Origin of the sequence: Nocardia sp. CA-290969 (assembly GCF_050936135.1) — a bacterium.
Lineage (GTDB): Bacteria > Actinomycetota > Actinomycetes > Mycobacteriales > Mycobacteriaceae > Nocardia.
In genome coordinates, this window is the sequence record NZ_JBNJNJ010000001.1 from 1,225,754 (window position 1) to 1,243,003 (window position 17,250).

Annotated in this window: 10 protein-coding genes; 4 read left to right on the forward strand and 6 right to left on the reverse strand. The window is 69.9% G+C overall.

Annotation, left to right across the window (positions count from 1 at the left end):
• Nucleotides 1–282: 282 nt before the first annotated feature.
• Nucleotides 283–4,554, reverse strand: a complete 4,272-nt coding sequence (gene hrpA, locus ACQEVO_RS05820) for an ATP-dependent RNA helicase HrpA (RefSeq protein ID WP_432909567.1) — start codon at nucleotides 4,552–4,554, stop codon at nucleotides 283–285.
• A gap of 243 nt (nucleotides 4,555–4,797) precedes the next feature.
• On the opposite strand from hrpA, the gene ACQEVO_RS05825 reads away from it, so the two are divergent.
• The gene (locus ACQEVO_RS05825) at nucleotides 4,798–5,415 is read left to right on the forward strand and encodes a DUF5134 domain-containing protein (protein WP_432909569.1); all 618 of its coding nucleotides are present in this window, start codon (nucleotides 4,798–4,800) and stop codon (nucleotides 5,413–5,415) included.
• Between the two features lie 112 nt (nucleotides 5,416–5,527).
• Here the strand turns inward: ACQEVO_RS05825 and speD are convergent, their stop codons facing one another.
• From speD to ACQEVO_RS05840, 3 genes are all read right to left on the reverse strand, one after another.
• A complete protein-coding gene (gene speD / locus ACQEVO_RS05830) occupies nucleotides 5,528–6,013 on the reverse strand; it encodes an adenosylmethionine decarboxylase (protein WP_432909571.1) in 486 nt (161 codons plus the stop codon).
• Nucleotides 6,014–6,052: 39 nt separating this feature from the next.
• Nucleotides 6,053–8,527 carry a DEAD/DEAH box helicase gene (locus ACQEVO_RS05835; protein WP_432922388.1) on the reverse strand — a complete coding sequence of 825 codons (2,475 nt, stop codon included), beginning with the start codon at nucleotides 8,525–8,527 and terminating at the stop codon, nucleotides 6,053–6,055.
• A gap of 93 nt (nucleotides 8,528–8,620) precedes the next feature.
• Nucleotides 8,621–9,559 carry a PAC2 family protein gene (locus tag ACQEVO_RS05840; RefSeq protein WP_432909573.1) on the reverse strand — a complete coding sequence of 313 codons (939 nt, stop codon included), beginning with the start codon at nucleotides 9,557–9,559 and terminating at the stop codon, nucleotides 8,621–8,623.
• Between the two features lie 413 nt (nucleotides 9,560–9,972).
• Between ACQEVO_RS05840 and ACQEVO_RS05845 the strand changes: the two genes are divergently transcribed.
• Nucleotides 9,973–11,331 carry a DUF4192 family protein gene (locus ACQEVO_RS05845; protein WP_432909575.1) on the forward strand — a complete coding sequence of 453 codons (1,359 nt, stop codon included), beginning with the start codon at nucleotides 9,973–9,975 and terminating at the stop codon, nucleotides 11,329–11,331.
• Nucleotides 11,332–11,351: 20 nt separating this feature from the next.
• Here ACQEVO_RS05845 and galE read toward each other — a convergent pair whose 3' ends face one another.
• Both galE and ACQEVO_RS05855 read right to left on the reverse strand, forming a co-directional pair.
• Nucleotides 11,352–12,332: a UDP-glucose 4-epimerase GalE gene (galE, locus tag ACQEVO_RS05850; protein ID WP_432909577.1), complete on the reverse strand. Its 981-nt coding sequence runs from the start codon at nucleotides 12,330–12,332 to the stop codon at nucleotides 11,352–11,354.
• A 3-nt stretch (nucleotides 12,333–12,335) separates the two neighbouring features.
• Complete coding sequence (locus ACQEVO_RS05855; protein WP_432909580.1) at nucleotides 12,336–13,022, reverse strand: metal-dependent transcriptional regulator; 687 nt, start codon at nucleotides 13,020–13,022, stop codon at nucleotides 12,336–12,338.
• Between the two features lie 183 nt (nucleotides 13,023–13,205).
• On the opposite strand from ACQEVO_RS05855, the gene ACQEVO_RS05860 reads away from it, so the two are divergent.
• Together ACQEVO_RS05860 and ACQEVO_RS05865 are read left to right on the forward strand one after the other, a co-directional pair.
• Entirely contained in the window at nucleotides 13,206–14,471 is a 1,266-nt protein-coding gene (locus tag ACQEVO_RS05860) for an acetoin utilization protein AcuC (RefSeq protein ID WP_432909583.1), read from the forward strand.
• Complete coding sequence (locus ACQEVO_RS05865; protein WP_432909586.1) at nucleotides 14,464–17,157, forward strand: GNAT family N-acetyltransferase; 2,694 nt, start codon at nucleotides 14,464–14,466, stop codon at nucleotides 17,155–17,157. Before ACQEVO_RS05860 ends, ACQEVO_RS05865 begins: the two co-directional genes overlap by 8 nt.
• The last annotated feature ends 93 nt before the right edge of the window (nucleotides 17,158–17,250 follow it).

A 17,250-nucleotide genomic window follows, 5' to 3' on the forward strand; every position in this document is an offset into this window, starting at 1 on the left:
CCGCCGGGTGGGTATCCGCTCGGCGTTGCACAACGTTCGCCGGGGCACCCGCTGTACGTATGTGGTCGTGTAGGAGTCGGGTCGGCTCTCTGCGACGTCGGCGGGATATGCGCCGACCGGCCGCTGCGGTCCGGCGGCGACGGTGCTGAAGACCAGGGCACTCTTACCGGACCGGAGACTCCGGAGCCCCGCGCATCGGGTCGATTCCTCCGCACCGCACAGCCGCAGAGGGATTCGGTGCCGTGGGCCGGAGCACCCGGAACCGCACGGCGTCGGCTGTGATCAGCGCCGAATAGCGGCGGCCGCCTTCTGAATCCTCTTCACCGACACCGGATACGGGGTGCCGAGCCGCTGCGCGAACAGGCTGACCCGTAGTTCCTGGATCATCCACCAGAGCTCGGTGACCTCCGGCGCGGACCGCCGCGATTCCGGTAATCCGGCGAGCAACTGGTTGTAGACGGTGACCGCCGCGTCGACCTCCGCCATGGCACGGCGGTCGCGATCGGCCGAACCGGGCAGTGCCGCCAGCCGTTCGGCGGCGCCCCTGAGGTAGCGGGGGAGTTCCCGCAACCGCCCCGGGCCCCACTCCGAGACGAATCCGTCGAAAACGAGGTCTGCCAGCTGATCGCGGACATCGGCGGCGATATCGGATTCCCGCACCCCCGGGAGCGCGGCCGAAACCTCATGGGCCGCGGCCAGCACCGGAACCAGCAGGCGGACCAGGCGGGCCACCACGTCGTTGAATTTCGGCCGGATCGCCGCCACGAGCCGATCGAATCGATCCGGGTCGCGTACCGGTCCGCCGGCGGCGGCGATGAGCTGGTCGGCGGCCGCGGCGCGGCAATCCTCGACGAGTGCGTCCACCGAGCCGTACGGATTCTGGCTCAGCACCAGCCGATCCGCCGGTGACAGGCCCGCGGTGACCGCACGCACCGAGGTCGGGATCGCGGCCAGCACCAAGGCGCGGGTCCCGGCGCGCATGGCGCGCGCCTGTTCGGCGGGTGTTTTCAGTACCCGGACCGCCACACCGCCGGCTTCCGGAACCAAGGCGGGATACCCGGTGATCGGCTGGCCGCCGACCTCCCGGCGCACCGTGGCCGGCAGCGCACCCAGCGATTCCGAGGTCCATACGGTGGCCGGTGCCCGCTCGGCACCCGCGGTGGCCGCGGCCACCGACGCCGAAACCTGGTCGGACAGCCTGGTTCTGAGCTCGGCGAGGCTTTTGCTGGTATCCAGGACCCGGCCGTCGGTATCGACGGCGGCGAAGGTCATCCGGAGGTGGTCGGGTAACGCCGCCGGGTCCAGATCGGCCGGGGCGATGGGTGTTGCGGCCAGCCGGGTGAGTTCCCGAGCCAGTCCGGTGCGCAACGGCTCCGCGCGGGGAGTGAGTGCCGCGAGCGCGGCCGCGGCGAAATCCGGGGCCGGTACCACGGCCCGCCGCAGGTGTTTGGGCAGAGTCTTGATCAGGCCGGCGGCGAGTTCCGCGCGCATACCGGGCACCAGCCAATCGAAGCCGACCGCCCGGACGTGGGCCAGTTGAGCGACGGGAATCCGCACCGTCACACCGTCGTCGGCCTGTCCCGGCTCGAACTGGTAGGTGAGCGGGAAGGACAGCTCGCCCTGGCGCCAGGTGTCGGGGAACGCGGCCGGGTCGAGCCGGTCGGCGCCTTCGTTGACCACGGCGTCGATGGTGAAATCGAGCTGGTGCGGGTCCTCTCGGCGGGCCGTTTTCCACCAGGTGTCGAAATGCCGGACCGAGACGATATCGGCCGGGACACGCCGATCGTAGAACTCGAAGAGCACCTCGTCGTCGACCAGGATGTCGCGCCGCCGGGCCCGGTGCTCCAGGTCGGCGATATCCTCGAGCAGCGAACGGTTGCGATGGAAGAACTCGTGCCGCGTCTGCCATTCGCCCTGGACGAGGGCATGCCGCAGGAACAGCTCCCGGGTGATTTCCGGATCGATCCGGCCGTAGTCGACCGGCCGGCCGGTGACCAGCGGGACACCGTAGAGGGTCACCCGTTCGTAGGCGCGGGCGGTACCGCGCTTCGACGACCAGTGCGGTTCGGAGTAGGTGCGTTTCACCAGATCCCCGGCGAGCCGTTCGGCCCATTCGGGTTCGATCCGCGCCGCCATCCGGCCCCACAGCCGCGACGTTTCCACCAGCTCCGCCGCCATCACCCAGCGCGGCGGTTTCTTGGCCAGCGCCGAGCCGGGGAAGATCATGAATTTGGCATTGCGCGCGCCCAGGAATTCCCGGGATTCGGCCTCGCGGACACCGATATGCGACAACATCCCGGACAACAGCGCCTGGTGGATCGCGGTCGGATCCCACGGGTCGGTATCCGGAGTCATCTCGTCGACCGGGCGCGGGCCCTGCGCCCGGATCGCGACGACTGCGATCTCGCCACCGCCGCCGCCCGAGTCCCCTGCGGGCTTCCCCGGACGGTCGCCGCGTCGCCGCCGGGAACGGGCGGGAGCGTCGGCGTTCTCACCCCGGACCGGCCGGGGCGAGCCCGCTTCGGCGCTGCGATCGTGGAGCGACCAGCCCATGCCTTTGGTGATGGTGCGCAACTGACCGTAGAGGTCCTGCCACTCCCGGATCCGCAGATAGTGCAAGAACTCTTCCCGGCACATCCGGCGGAACCGGTTGGCCGACAAGGCCCGCCGCTGACCGGAGAGGTACTCCCACAGCCGCAGATAGGCCAGGAAATCCGAATTCGGCACGCTGAATCGGGCATGCGCGGTATCGGCGGCCTGCTGCTGATCGGCCGGTCGCTCGCGGACATCCTGGATCGACAGTGCCGCCACGATCACCAGCACATCGGCCAGGCAGCCCGTGCGGTGCGCCTCCACGAGCATCCGGCCCATCCGCGGGTCCACGGGCAGCCGTGCCATTTCCCGCCCGGTGGGGGTGAGTGTATGGCCGGATTCCGACCGTCTCTCGACCCGGCGTCCCGGCTCGCCGTTCTGCCCCGGGTCCGGTGTTCCGGCCGCCGGTGTGCCGGCCTCGTCGCCGGTCGCCGCGACGGCGCGGTCGCCGGCGGGGCCGGTGTCCGCGGATTCCCCGTCCCCGCCGGAGTGCGCGGCGCCCGACCCGGGCGCACGCCGGACCAGTGCGCCCAGCTCCTCGAGCAGGGCGACGCCGTCGCGGACCGCCCGGTTGTCGGGAGCTTCGACGAAGGGGAACCGCTCGATCGCGCCGAGCCCGAGGGAAGTCATCTGCAGGATGACTGCGGCGAGGTTGGTGCGCAGGATCTCCGGATCGGTGAAGGCCGGCCGCGCGTCGAAATCGTCCTCGGAGTACAGGCGGATACAGATACCGTCGGCCACCCGGCCGCAGCGGCCGGAACGCTGCCGGGCGGAGGCCTGTGATATCGGCTCGATCGGCAGCCGCTGCACCTTCGTCCGCATCGAATATCGCGAGATCCGTGCGGTGCCGGGGTCCACGACATAACGGATCCCGGGCACCGTCAGCGAGGTTTCGGCGACATTGGTGGCCAGCACCACCCGCCGCCCGCTGTGCGGGGCGAAGACGCGATGCTGTTCGGCCGCCGACAGCCGCGCGTAGAGCGGCAGGATCTCGGTGCGGGGAAGTTTCAGGTCGGCCAGGGCGTCGGCGGTATCGCGGATCTCCCGCTCGCCGGACAGGAACACCAGCACATCGCCGTCGCCCTCGGCGAACAGTTCGACCACGGCATCACAGATGGCGTCCACCGGATCCCGGTCCACCGCGCGGTCCTCGTCGTCCTCGGTATCCGCCACGGCCGGCAGCGCGAGCGGGCGGTACCGGATCTCGACCGGATACGAGCGCCCGGAGACTTCCACGATCGGCGCCGGGTTACCGGCCGCGTCGGCGAAATGCCGGGCGAACAGATCGGGGTCGATGGTGGCCGAGGTGATGATGATCTTGAGGTCCGGCCGCCGCGGCAAGAGCTGCTTCAGATACCCCAGCAGGAAATCGATATTGAGGCTGCGTTCGTGCGCCTCGTCGATGATGATCGTGTCGTAGGCGCGCAACAGCCGGTCGCGCTGGATCTCCGCCAGCAGGATGCCGTCGGTCATCAGTTTGACCAGGGTGTGCTCGGCGGCCTGATCGGTGAAGCGCACGGTATAGCCGACCGCGTCGCCCAGCTCGGTGTCGAGCTCGGTGGCGATCCGCTCCGCGACCGTACGGGCCGCCAGCCGGCGGGGCTGGGTGTGCCCGATCGCGCCGCGGATACCCCGGCCCAGTTCCAGGCAGATCTTCGGGATCTGGGTGGTCTTGCCCGACCCGGTCTCCCCGGCGACGACCACCACCTGGTTCGCGGCGATGGCGGCGGCGATATCGGCGCGCCGCGCCGTCACCGGAAGCTGTTCCGGGTAAGTGATGGCGGGCAGCGCGGCGCGACGGGCCGCGACCCGCTGTTCGGCGGCGGTGATCTCCGATTCGATCCGGGTGAGATCGCCACCGCGACCCCGGTCGAGCTGTTTACGCAGCCGATGTTCGTCGCGGAGGGTGAGTGAGGCCAACCGGGTACGAAGCTCCCGGTGCGTGACGGCAGTCCTGGTCATTGCGTTGACCAGGGTAACGAAGTCCAGAGTCGCCGCCCTCGGCGGTCGCGGCCGGATACGGCCCGGCGCCACCGGGGATGCGGCGGGATGCCTGCCGGCCGGTGCCGCGCGCTTCGGTCGGTCCGGTGGGTTGTCGCGCGCGGCGTGAGCGTGGGCCGGGGTTTCGGCGCCCGAAACCGTTCCCGGGCCGGCGGCGTCGTGGGACCATGTCCGGGGCGCGTCCTTCGTGAAAGGTAGTGTGGCATGGTTGATTTCGTTTCCGGCCACGCTGTGGTCCGGGCCGGTGCGGCGCTGGCCTTCCTGATCGCGGGTGCGCTGGTGCTGACCCGGGTGGCGCGCCGTCCGGTGCACGCAGGTGCGCGGTGTACCACCACCGGTTGCGCCGGCCCGGCCGGCGATCACGAAGCCGACGCGGCGCATCTGCTCATGTGCGCCGTGATGCTTGTCATGGTGCTGTTCCCCACCGCGCCACATGCCCATGCCCTGCACGGTGTGCTGCTGGCGATGACGCTGGTCCTCGCCCTGCTACTGGCCGGCCGGCTCGCCGGACGGGACCGGACCCGTCCGGGGGACGCCGGCCCGCTCGGTTACCACTTGCTGGCGGCCGTGGTGATGCTGGTGTCCATGTCGGGGCATTCCGCCGGAGGGCACGGTGCGGAGCCGGGTGCCGTGCCGGTAATCCTCGCCCTGGTGTTCCTGGCGGATGCGATCGCGGTGACGGTAACCGCGCGGTCCGGCGGCCGCCTGTGGTGGGCGGCGCATCCGGCGGCCGCCGGATGCGCATGGCCGGCCGGGGTCCTGCCGCACGTCGTCATGGACCTGGGCATGGCGTACATGCTGCTGCCCGGTGCGCTCGGCTGAGCTGCCCGGCCGGGACCGAGCAACTGGGCCGGCGCGCGACCGAGCTGCGCCGGCCGGGATGAACAGTGCGGATTCGCCGGGTGCGCTCGGTTCGGCGTACTGGCTTCTCGTTTCAGAGTGGGTCGGCGGCCGGCGCGCACAGCGAGCCGTGCTGCGCGGGCAGGAACGTTGTGCGGGCACCCGCCGAATCCGGCTCAGCCGCCGGCTCCGGCTCGGTTGGCGGGTTCGGCTCGGCCGGTTCGGCGGCCCGGCCGCGCAGCACGGTCGAGATCCGGACGTGGCGCGGTGCCAGCGCGGCGCGCAGGTGCTCGGCGACGGTTTCGGCGCTGCCCGCGGCGGTCCCGCAGGTGAAGACGTCGACGAAGATATCGCCGGACTCCGGATAGGTGTGCAGGGAGGCATGCGATTCGGCCAGCAGTGCCAGCACCGTGACACCGTGCGGAGCGAACTGTTTTCCCACCATCTCGCAGATCGTGACGCCCGCCGCCGTCAGCGCCCCGTGCAGTGCGGCCTCGAGCCTGTCGCGGTCGTCGCACAGCGCGCTGTCGACCCCGCCGAACTCGGCCAGCACATGCCGGCCGGTGAACTCCGCCGTCACGACCTCTCGACCTCACTCATCCGCATTCGGTGCCGGCGGTCAACCGGATACCACCGTGACCTCGTCGAACACCACATCGCCCGCGGCATCGGATTCGGCCAGATCCACGGTCGCGATTATCGCCCATCCATGATCGCCGGACGGATCGTCGAGGGTCTGGCGTACCTGCCAGAAACCGGGTCGCTGCTCGATCCGGAACAGTTGCGGGCCGCGGGCGTCGGGTCCGGTGCCGAGTGAGTCGTACTCGGCGAAATAGGGTGCCAGGTCGGTTTCCCAATCCGGCCCCGGGGAAAGCTCGGCGAGTTCGTCCCAGCGGCGCCGGGCGGCGAGCTCGACCCGGCGGAACATGGCATTGCGCACCATCACCTTGAACGCGCGCTCGTTGGCGGTGATGGGTCGCACCGTTTCGGCGCCGAACGCGATCTGCTCGGCATCGGTTTCGGCGCCCGCGCCCGTGAGCTGTTCCCATTCGTCGAGCAGACTGGAATCGACCTGGCGGACCAGCTCGCCCAGCCATTCGGTGAGGTCGTCCAGTTCCTCGGTGCGGGCCGCCTCCGGGACGGTGCGGCGCAGCGCCCGGTAGGCGTCGGCGAGGTAGCGCAGCACCACTCCTTCCGAGCGGGCGAGCTCGTAGTAGGAGATCAGCTCGGTGAAGGTCATCGCCCGCTCGACCATATCGCGCACCACCGATTTCGGGGCGGGCGCGAATTCCGAGAGCCAAGGGTGCCCGGCCCGGTAGGTTTCGTAGGCGGCCTCGATCAGGTCGGCGAGGGGTTTCGGCCAGGTGATCTCCTCGAGCAGTTCCATCCGCTCGTCGTATTCGATGCCCTCGGCCTTCATCTCGGCCACCGCCTCGCCGCGCGCCTTGTGCTGCTGGGCCATCAGCAGCTGGCGCGGATCCTCGAGGGTCGCCTCGACCAGCGACACCATATCGAGCGCGTAATTCGAGGATTCCTTGTCGAGCAGTTCGAAGGCGGCCAGCGCGAACGGCGACAACGGCTGGTCCAAGGCGAAATCGCGCTGCAGATCGACGGTCAGGCGGGCGTAGCGACCCGTCTCGTCGGGTTCGGGCAGCTGCTGTACGACGCCGGCGTCGCGCAGTGCGCGATACAGCCGGACGGCCCGCAGGATATGGCGGCGCTGCGCGGGCCGCGGTTCGTGATTGTCCTCCAGCAGATGACGCATCGCCTCGAAACAGTTACCCGGGCGCGCGATCACGTTGAGCAGCATCGAATTGGTCACCGCGAAACGCGACACCATGGGCTCGGGCGCGGCGGCGACCAGACGCTGGAACGTTTCCTCGCTCCACGAGACGAAACCCTCGGGTGGTTTACGGCGCTGTACCTTCCGCATTTTCTTCGGATCGTTACCGGCCTTCGCCAGCAGCCGGGTGTTCTCGATCTCGTGCTCGGGGGCCTGCACCACCACGGTGCCCATCGTGTCGTATCCCGCCCGCCCGGCGCGGCCGGCGATCTGATGGAACTCCCGGGCCTTGAGCCGCCGGGTGCGGACTCCGTCGAATTTGGTGAGCCCGGTGAGCAGGACGGTGCGGATCGGTACGTTGATACCCACCCCGAGCGTGTCGGTGCCGCACACCACTTTCAGCAAGCCGTCCTGCGCGAGCTTCTCCACCAGCCGCCGGTATTTCGGCAGCATGCCCGCATGGTGCACGCCGATGCCGTGCCGGATCAGCCGTGACAGGGTCCGGCCGAATCCCGAGGAGAACCGGAACTCGCCGAGCGCCTCGGCGATCGCGTCCTTTTCCGCCCGGCTCGCGAAATTCGCGCTGGTCAGCGCCTGCGCTCGTTCCAGTGCGGCGGCCTGGGTGAAATGCACGACATAGACCGGGGCCTGGTGAGTGGTCACCAATTCGGTCAGGGTTTCGGTGATCGGGGTGCGCGCATAGGAGAAGTTCAGCGGCACCGGGCGTTCGGTACCGGCCACCACCGCGGCGCTGCGGCCGGTCCGCCGTTCGAGGTCCGCGGCGAAGAAATCGACCTCGCCGAGCGTCGCGGACATCAACAGGAATTGTGCGTGCGGTAGTTCCAGCAGCGGTACCTGCCAGGCCCAGCCGCGGTCGGGGTCGGCGTAGAAATGGAATTCGTCCATCACGACCTGGCCGATATCGGCCTGCGGCCCCTCGCGCAGAGCCAGGTTGGCCAGGATCTCGGCGGTGGCGCAGATGATCGGGGCGGTCGGGTTGACCGCCGCGTCGCCGGTCACCATGCCGACCCGTTCCGCGCCGAATATCTCGCACAGCGCGAAGAATTTCTCGCTGACCAGCGCCTTGATCGGGGCGGTGTAGTAGGTGCGGCGGCCGCCGGTCAGGGCGAACAGATGCGCGCCCACCGCCACCAGCGACTTTCCCGAGCCGGTCGGGGTGGCGAGAATGACATGGGAGCCGGACGCCAGCTCCAGCAGCGCCTCGTCCTGCGCGGGATACAGGGGCGTGCCCTGATCGGCTGCCCATAGTGCGAACGACTCGTACAACGCGTCGGCGTCGGTTCCCGGTATCTCGAGCAGTTCGGTCAGATCCACCCCGGACACCCTACGGCCTGCCCGGCATCGATCACCGGCACGGTGGGCGTATGCCGGTGATCGCCACGATCAGTTCTGCTCGTCGTCGTCGGTGTAGCCGCCCTGTTCGGCGAGGAAGCGCTCGAATTCGGCGCCGAGCTCGTCACCGCTGGGCAGTTCGCCCTCGCCGACGAGCAGGCTGGACTGGCGCTCCTGGGCGGTGACGAAGGTGTCGTACTGCCGCTCCAGCGCCTGCACGACGGTCTCCACCTCGGCGTTTCCCGAGATGTGCTCGTTGACCTGCTCGCGGACCCGGGCCGCCGCCTCGCCCAGCGCGGCGAGCGGGAACTGCAGCCCGGAGTTCTCGCCGAGGTGTTCGAGCAGCGTCTGGGCCGCCTCGGGATACGAGGTCTGTGCCAGATAGTGCGGCACGTGCACCGAGAACCCCAGCGATTCGTGGCCGTGCTGGGCCATCCGGTACTCGAGCAGCGTGGACGCGCTGGCGGGCACCTGCAGTTCACCCGGCCAGCGCTGGTTGTCCGGGATGAGGTCGCGATTCGAGGAATGCGCGGTCACGCCCAGCGGGCGGGTATGCGGGATCGCCATCGGTATCGCACTGAGACCGATACTGCGGCGTACCCCCAGTTGCTCGGCCAGCAGCCGCACCGCCGTGGTGAACTTCTCCCAGCGCAGGTCCGGTTCCATACCGGCCAGCAGCAGGAACGGTGTGCCCGCGGTATCGCGCACCGCCCACAGGTTCAGTTCGGGTTCGGCGTAGTCGGCGAAATGATCGGATTTGAACGTCATCAGCGGGCGGCGCGAGCGGTAGTCCAGCAACTCGTCGACATCGAACGAGGCGACCAGCTCGCTCTCGAGGCTCTCCCGCAGATGCGTCGTCGCCAGCCGGACGGCATGGCCCGCGTCGGAGTAACCCTCGAGGCCGTGTACCAGAACCGGCCCCGAGCCGTCGTCGGACGACAGCTGCGGAGCGGGGAACTCCAGTTCGTACATTCGCGACTCGTAGTCCATCGCGTACTCCTTCCTGCGCGATCCGTCGGCGGGCCGGGTCATGGCTGGGTGTCCGCTGCCGCGCCGCGAGCCGCGAATCACGCTCCATTGTCCCCCATGACGATGAACGGCCACACGCGGCCGCTTCTCGGCGCTCGGTGATGACAACAGCGGGCGCCGCCGGTGAATTCCCGGCCCCGACCGGCCTCGATGCCGCATCGGGGTGTTCAGTGGCCGGCGGACGCAGGGAGTGTTGCACAGCCCGCGCGCGATTGTGCCGATTTTCGCCCCGGTGGCTCGGAAACGCCCTGCTCCCGGGAGGACGGGCCGCGGCCGTGTCCACAGCCCGAAGTTATCCACAGCCTTGTTTCTTCCGCGGCATTCGCCCAGTTCACGGTGTCGATCTGTCCTGCCGCCGCCCGCATGATCGGTCCATGACACCCGCAGCCGCCTCGGCCTCCCCGCCTCCCCTCGCAACGACCGGCGCATCCGAGCCACCGATCCCGGAGGGTCCGGGTCGGCCGCCGGCCTCGCCCGCCCGCCCCGGCCGCTGCCCGACGGCGCGGGCCTTCACCGCCCGGCCGGTGGCGGCGACGGCCCCCGCTGCCCGGCGTGGCGCGGCTCACGCCGAGCCCGGTGACCGGCCGCCCGTCCGGGGCCTGCTGCGCTGTGCCGAGGGCGTGGCCGGCGAGTACGACTGGCTCGCCCGGTCACGCCCGGCCCGGCTGGACGATCCGGGAGATCTCATCGCGGCGATTCCCGCCATGCTCGGTTTCTGCCCGGAGCGTTCATTGATCCTGGCCGTTCTCTGCGCGGGGCCCGAGGCCCCGCACAGTGCGGTCATCGATCTCGTCGTGCGGTTCGATCTGCTGCGTCCGGCGGCCCGGCGGCCGGCCGATACCGCCACGGTGGCCGCGGCCGCGGCACGGGTCTGCGCCCGGCCGGACGTGGTGGGGGTGCTCGCCGTACTTGTCGACGACGAGCTGGTGGAGCCGGAAAACGCGGTCGCGGAACCTGTTCCGGTATTGGCGGAACTGGAGCGGCGTCTGGCGTCCGCGGCGGTTCCGGTGCGAGCTGCCTGGGCGGCATCGGTTATCCGTGCCGGTCATCGCTGGTGGAGCCTCACCGACCCGGGGGAGCGCGGTCTCATCGCCGATCCGGCGGCCTCGAGGGTCACGCTGAACCGTGTGCTCGACGGGCGGCCGGTGCGGCGCAGCCGCGACGAACTGACCGCGCTGATCGCCGCCGACACCGCATTGCGCGCCGGCGTTTCGGCCGAACTCACCGCCGCGAAGTCCCGGGCCAAAGACCGCTATGCGGCGGCGGCCAGGCGTGGCGACCCGATCGGGTTCCTGCGTGGGGAATTGGCCACCGTGCTGTGGTTGATCGCGGGCGCCGAATCCGGCGGCGAACTCGAGGCCCGGGAACTCGCGGATCTCGCCGTCGCGTTACGCGACCGGGAACTGCGCGACAGTATGTTCGCGCTCGCCGCCACACCGCACGCGGCGGCGGCCGAACAGATCTGGCTGCGGCTGACCCGCGCCCTCGACGGTCCGGACCGGGCCGAAACAGCCACCCTGCTGGGTTATTTCGCCTACGTCCGGGGCGACGGCCCGTTCGCCGGGATTGCTCTGGACGCCGCGCTCTCGGCCGATCCGCAGCACTCGATGGCGAACCTCCTGCACACCGCCCTGGAGGCCGGGATGCGGCCCGAGCGGCTGCGTGAACTCGCCCGGTGCGGCCGCGATTGCGCCGCCGCGCTCGGCGTGGACCTGGACGCGGGGCAGTGGTGAGCCGCGCCCGGGCGCCGGGATCAGCGGGCGCTGTGTGCGCGGGATCCGAGGCCCCGCAGATAGTCCCACGCGGTGGATACGATCTCGTCGAGATCGTTGTGCTTCGGCTGCCAGCCCAGTTCGTCGATGGCCCGGCGGCTGGACGCGATCAGCACCGCGGGATCACCGGCCCGGCGCGGCGCATCGACCGCCGCGATCGGCCCACCGGTGACCCGCTCGCACGCCGAGATCACCTCGCGCACCGAGAAACCGGTGCCACTGCCGAGGTTGAAGACGCGATGGGTACCCGCCGTAGCGGTTTCCAGCGCCAGCAGATGGGCCTGTGCGAGATCCAGGATATGGATGTAATCACGGACCGCGGTGCCGTCCGGCGTGGGCCAATCCGTACCGAAAACCGAAATGGAATCCCGGTGGCCCGCAGCTACCTGCAGCACCAGCGGAATCAGATGGGTCTCCACCACCCGGTTCTCGCCGAGACCGCCGTAGGCGCCGGCCACGTTGAAGTACCGCAGGCTGGTCGCGGCCAGGCCGTGCGCTACCGAATACGACGTGATCGCGTGGTCGATGGCCAGTTTGGAGGCGCCGTAGGGGTTGGTGGGCCGGGCCGGGGCGTCCTCGGTGATCGGGACCTGCTCGGGTTCGCCGTACACGGCCGCGGTGGAGGAGAACACCAGCCGGGGTGTCCCGGTCTCCCGGACGGCCTCGAGCAACGTCAGTGTTTTCACCACGTTGCCGTGCCAGTATTTTTCGGGGCGCTGTACCGATTCGCCGACCAGCGACTGCGCGGCGAAATGCAGGACTCCGTCGAACTGCCGGGAGCGCAGCAGGGCCGGTGCGGCCTCGGCCACATCGCCTTCGACGAACTCGACGCCTGCGGGCACCCCGTCGGCATTGCCCGTCGACAGGTCGTCGACCACCACGACCTCGTGGCCCTGTTCGCGCAGCACCAGTGCGCAGACTCCACCCACATAACCGGCACCGCCGGTGACCAGAAGTTTCACGGTTCAGACCAGCTTCACCTGGACGGCGTGGGCCATCTCATCGGGCAGTTCGAAACCCCCGTGCCCCGGAACGGTGATCACGACGGCCCCCGGTTTGCTCTCGACCGTGACGCGCGCATCGGGGACCACACCGGCCTCGCGCAGGCGGCCGATCACCTCGGGATCGGTCTGGATATGTTCGGCCAGCCGCCGGACCACCACGGCGTGGGTCTGCCCCTGGGGCAGTTCGGAGAGCCGTTTGAGCGGCTCCTCGAGCAGATCGGAGGCGTTGATACCGAGTTCGTCCAGCCCCGGAATCGGGTTGCCGTAGGGCGAGGTGGTGGGGTGGTTGAGCACCTCGACGAGGCGTCGTTCGACGTCCTCGCTCATCACATGCTCCCAGCGACAGGCCTCGGCGTGCACGTTCTGCCAGTCCAGGCCGATGATGTCCACCAGCAGCCGCTCGGCCAGCCGGTGTTTGCGCATCACGGCGACCGCCATACTGCGGCCCTTGTCGGTCAGCTCCAGATGCCGGTCACCCGCCACGAGCAACAGTCCGTCGCGTTCCATCCGTGCCACGGTCTGGCTCACCGTCGGCCCGCTCTGCTCCAGCCGCTCGGCGATCCGGGCACGCAGGGGTACCACGCCCTCCTCCTCGAGGTCGTAGATGGTACGGAGATACATCTCCGTGGTGTCGACCAGATCCTTCACTGTTGCCCCTTCGTCGGCACGAATTCTACCTGCGCACCAGCGACCACGGTCGAACAGAGCGGGTCGCGTGACGCGATGGGAATACCGGCGGCGCGCGGTCCGGCGCCGCTGTCGCACATACATGTATTTCTACTGCATGACAACGCCGGATGGGGTTCCGCCCTTCCCACTACGGTTGCGATCATGGCCACTGCAGCATCGGAGGTACCTCGCCGTGACGGGCACGCGGCGACAGTCGTGTGGACCGACCGGTTCCTGGACTACTCGTGGACGCCCGAGCACCCGATGAAACCCGTCCGGTTGCGGTACACCATGGCGCTGGCGCGGGCGCTCGGGGTACTGGACGGAATCGAACTTCTGGAGCCGGGGCCCGCCGATACCGCGGACCTGCTCCGAGTGCACGCTGCGGATTATGTCGACGCCGTACGTCACGCGGTGCCGGCGGCAGTCCCGGGCGCCGAACTCGCGGACCCGCCCTACGGGCTCGGTTCGGCCGACAATCCGGTCTTCCCGCGGATGCACGAGGCCTCGTCGGTGATCGTGGGCGGGACCCTGGCCGGCGCGCGGGCGATCGCCGAGGGCACCACCCGGCGGGCGGTGAGCATCGGCGGAGGGATGCATCATGCGATGCCCGGCGCGGCGGCGGGTTTCTGCGTGTACAACGACGTGGCGGTGGCCATCTCCTGGCTGCTCGACCACGGATTCGACCGGATCGCCTATATCGACGTGGACGTCCACCACGGCGACGGTGTCCAGCATGCGTTCTACCGGGACCCGCGGGTGTTGACCATCTCCGTCCACCAGCATCCGGCGACGCTGTGGCCGAATACCGGGTGGCCCGAGGAGACCGGCAGCGGCCCCGGCGACGGCACCGCGATCAATCTGCCGCTGTTACCGGGTACCCGCGATCCGCAGTGGCTGCGGGCGTTCCACGCGGTGGTGCCCGGCGCGGTCGCGGCCTTCCGCCCGCAACTGGTGGTCAGCCAGTGCGGCGTCGACACCCACCGCGAGGATCCACTCGCCGAACTCGAACTCGGTATCGAGGGCCAGCGGGCCGCCTTCGCTGCCATGCGCGACCTCGCCGACCGTTACGCCGACGGACGCTGGCTGGCGGTCGGCGGTGGCGGATACGGTCTGGTCCGGGTGGTGCCACGAGCCTGGACCCATCTGCTGGGCATCGCACTCGACCGCCCGGTGGACCCGGCGACCGCGATACCGCAGGATTGGATCGATCTCGTACACACCGACAGGCCGCGGATATCGCCGCCCCGCACCATGGGCGACGGTGTGGATATCGCGTTCCAGCGCTGGGACGGGCCCGGGGGGACCGCGGAAACCGGCGATGCCCGGGCCGACCGCGCGCAACGTGCGGTCGACACCGCCGTTCTCGCCACCCGCCGAGCCAGCTTCGGCCCGCTCGGCCTGGACCCGGAGGACCCGCGTGACTGATCCCACTGTTCCCGATGATCCGGCCCCGGCGCCGCAACACTGGCACGCCGACGTCCTGGCCTCGGACGGGGGTGTCGTGCGATTGCGTCCGATCGCCCCGGCGGATGCCGAGGAACTGCAGCGGTTCCATACCGCCCTGTCCGAACGCACCCGCTACCTGCGCTATTTCGGGCCGTATCCACGGATCTCGCCGAAGGATCTGTACCGCACCACCCATGTCGACTACCGCGATCGGGTCGGGCTGGTGGCCGTGCTCGGTGAGTCGATCATCGCCGTCGGCCGGTACGAACTGCTCGACCGGTCGGACGTGCGGGCCGCGGAGGTCGCCTTCGTCGTGGCCGACGGGCATCAGGGCCGGGGCCTCGGCTCGATTCTGCTCGAGCATCTGGCCGGCGCCGCCGCGGAGAACGGGATAGACACTTTCGTCGCCGAGGTGCTGGCCGAGAACACGGTGATGGTCACCGTGTTCCGGGAGGCGGGCTATCAAGTGCAACGCAGCCGCGACGGGTCGGTACTGCATCTGGAGTTCGCCATCGACCCCACCGAGGCGCTGCGTTCGGTGCGCGATGCGCGTGAGCGCGCCTCGGAGGCACGCAGTGTCGGCAATCTGCTCGCTCCGCGCTCGGTCGCGGTGATCGGCGCCACGCCCAGCACCGGCCGGGTCGGCGGAGTGGTACTGGCCAATCTGCTCGCCGGCACCTTCCAGGGCGCGGTGTACCCGGTGAACCCCGACCGCCGGTCGGTACGCGGAGTGCACGCCTACCCCACGGTGCGCGATATTCCCGACGAGGTGGATCTCGCGGTCGTGGCGGTGCCGGCGGCCGCGATCAGTTCGGTGCTCGACGACTGCATGGCCAAGGGGGTGAAAGGCCTGCTGGTGTTGTCCGCCGGATTCGGCGAAACGGGGGAAGCGGGGCGGGTGGCCGAAGCGGAGCTGGTCGCGGCTGCCCGTGGCCACGGGATGCGGGTGGTCGGGCCCAGCGCGCTGGGTATCGCCAATACGGATCCGGTGGTCGGGCTGAACGCGACGCTGGCCACCGTGCTGCCGGGTCGCGGGCGGATCGGATTCTTCTGTCAGTCGGGGCCTTTGGGCGTGGCGATCCTGGCCGAGGCGGCCGCGCGCAATCTGGGCCTGTCCACGTTCGTCTCCGCCGGGAACCGCGCCGATGTCTCCGGCAACGATCTGTTGCAGTACTGGGATACCGACGCCGACACCGATGTGATCCTTTTGTACCTGGAGAGTTTCGGTAACCCGCGGAAGTTCTCGCGGATCGCGCGCCGGGTCGCCCGCAGCAAACCGATCGTGGCGGTGAGCCCGAGCCGGCTTGCCGCGCGCGGTGATTCGGAGGGCGAACTGGATCGGGCGGTGGTCCGGGATCTGTTCGCCCAGTCGGGGGTGATTCAGGCCGAATCGATTTCGGAGATGTTCGATTGCGCGGCGCTGCTGGGGTATCAACCGCTACCGCGCGGCCCGCGCCCGGCGATCGTGGGCAACAGCACGGCCCTGAACTGGCTCACCGCGGACGCCGCGCGCAGTGAGGGCCTGAGCGCCGCGGAACCCGTCGATCTGGGCCCGCAGGCGACTGCCGAGGATTTCCTCACCGCAGTGATCGCCGCGCTGCGTTCGCCGGAGACCGACGCGGTGATCGTCATCTTCGCGCCGCCGATCCCGTTGCCGCAGACGGGTTACGCGGAAGCGATCCGGGCTGCCGTCGCCGAAGCAGGCGAAACGAAACCGGTGCTGACCACCTTCGCCAGCGGCGACGGTATTCCGGATCTTCTCGCGGTGCGCGGGCCGGGTGCCGCGGCGGTGCGCGGTTCCATCCCGTCGTTCCCGGACCCGGCGCGCGCGGTGCGGGCGCTGGCCCGTATACAACGCTATGCCCGCTGGCGCGACCGGCCGCTCGCATCCGCTCCCGACGATGCGGCCCGATCCGGCCCGGAAGCGGGGCGTCCGGCCGGGATCGACAGCGAGCGCGCAGTGGCGCTCATGGCGGAATGGATGCGCGGGGACGGCCGCCGGCTGACCGACGACGAGACGGTGGCGCTACTGGATTGCTATGGGATTTCGGTGGTCGATTTCCGGGCGATTCGCGATGAGGATGCGGCGGTGGCCGCGGCTGCGGAACTGGGGTATCCGGTGGCGGCGAAGGCCACGAACGAGAGCTGGCGGCGTCGGCCCGATATGAGCTGGGTCCGGCTGGACCTCTGGCGGCCGGAAGCCGTGCGCCAGGCCTACCGCGATCTGGTCGAGTTGTGCGGCGACCCCTTGGTGCATATCCAGCGGATGGCGCCGAAAGGTGTCGGCTGTGTGCTCCGGGTGCAGGACGATCCGGCATTCGGTTCGGTGATCGAATTCGGGCTCTCCGGCCCCATAATCGAGCTGCTGGGCGATCGCGCGTACCGTGCGCTGCCGCTCTCCGCGGACGAGGCCGCGGCCCTGATCGACGCCCCGCGGGCCGCGCCGTTGCTCAGCGGAACTCCCGCCAGCCCGCGCGTCGACAAGGCGGCCATCATCGACCTGACCCGGCGCATTTCGGCCCTGTTCGACGATCTTCCCGAGATGCGGGAACTGTCCTGCGAACCCGTCCTGGCCAGCCCGGAATCGGCCGCGATCCTCTACGCCCGCGCCCGGATCGGGCCCCAGCCGAGCCGTTTCGATACCGGTCCCCGGCGCCTGGGCTGACGCGGGCCGCGGTGTGACCACCGACCGTTCCCCGGAGAGGCGCAACGTCGGCACAGGTTGCGGGACCACGGCGGACGGGCCGAACGGGTCGCG

What these genes read in the sequence shown, in the direction of transcription:
- hrpA (WP_432909567.1), bottom strand. Translation starts at nt 4,554, where the DNA reads ATGACCAGGACTGCCGTCACGCACCGGGAGCTTCGTACCCGGTTGGCC.
- ACQEVO_RS05825 (WP_432909569.1), top strand. Translation starts at nt 4,798, where the DNA reads ATGGTTGATTTCGTTTCCGGCCACGCTGTGGTCCGGGCCGGTGCGGCG.
- ACQEVO_RS05840 (WP_432909573.1), bottom strand. Translation starts at nt 9,559, where the DNA reads ATGGACTACGAGTCGCGAATGTACGAACTGGAGTTCCCCGCTCCGCAG.
- ACQEVO_RS05845 (WP_432909575.1), top strand. Translation starts at nt 9,973, where the DNA reads ATGACACCCGCAGCCGCCTCGGCCTCCCCGCCTCCCCTCGCAACGACC.
- ACQEVO_RS05860 (WP_432909583.1), top strand. Translation starts at nt 13,206, where the DNA reads ATGGCCACTGCAGCATCGGAGGTACCTCGCCGTGACGGGCACGCGGCG.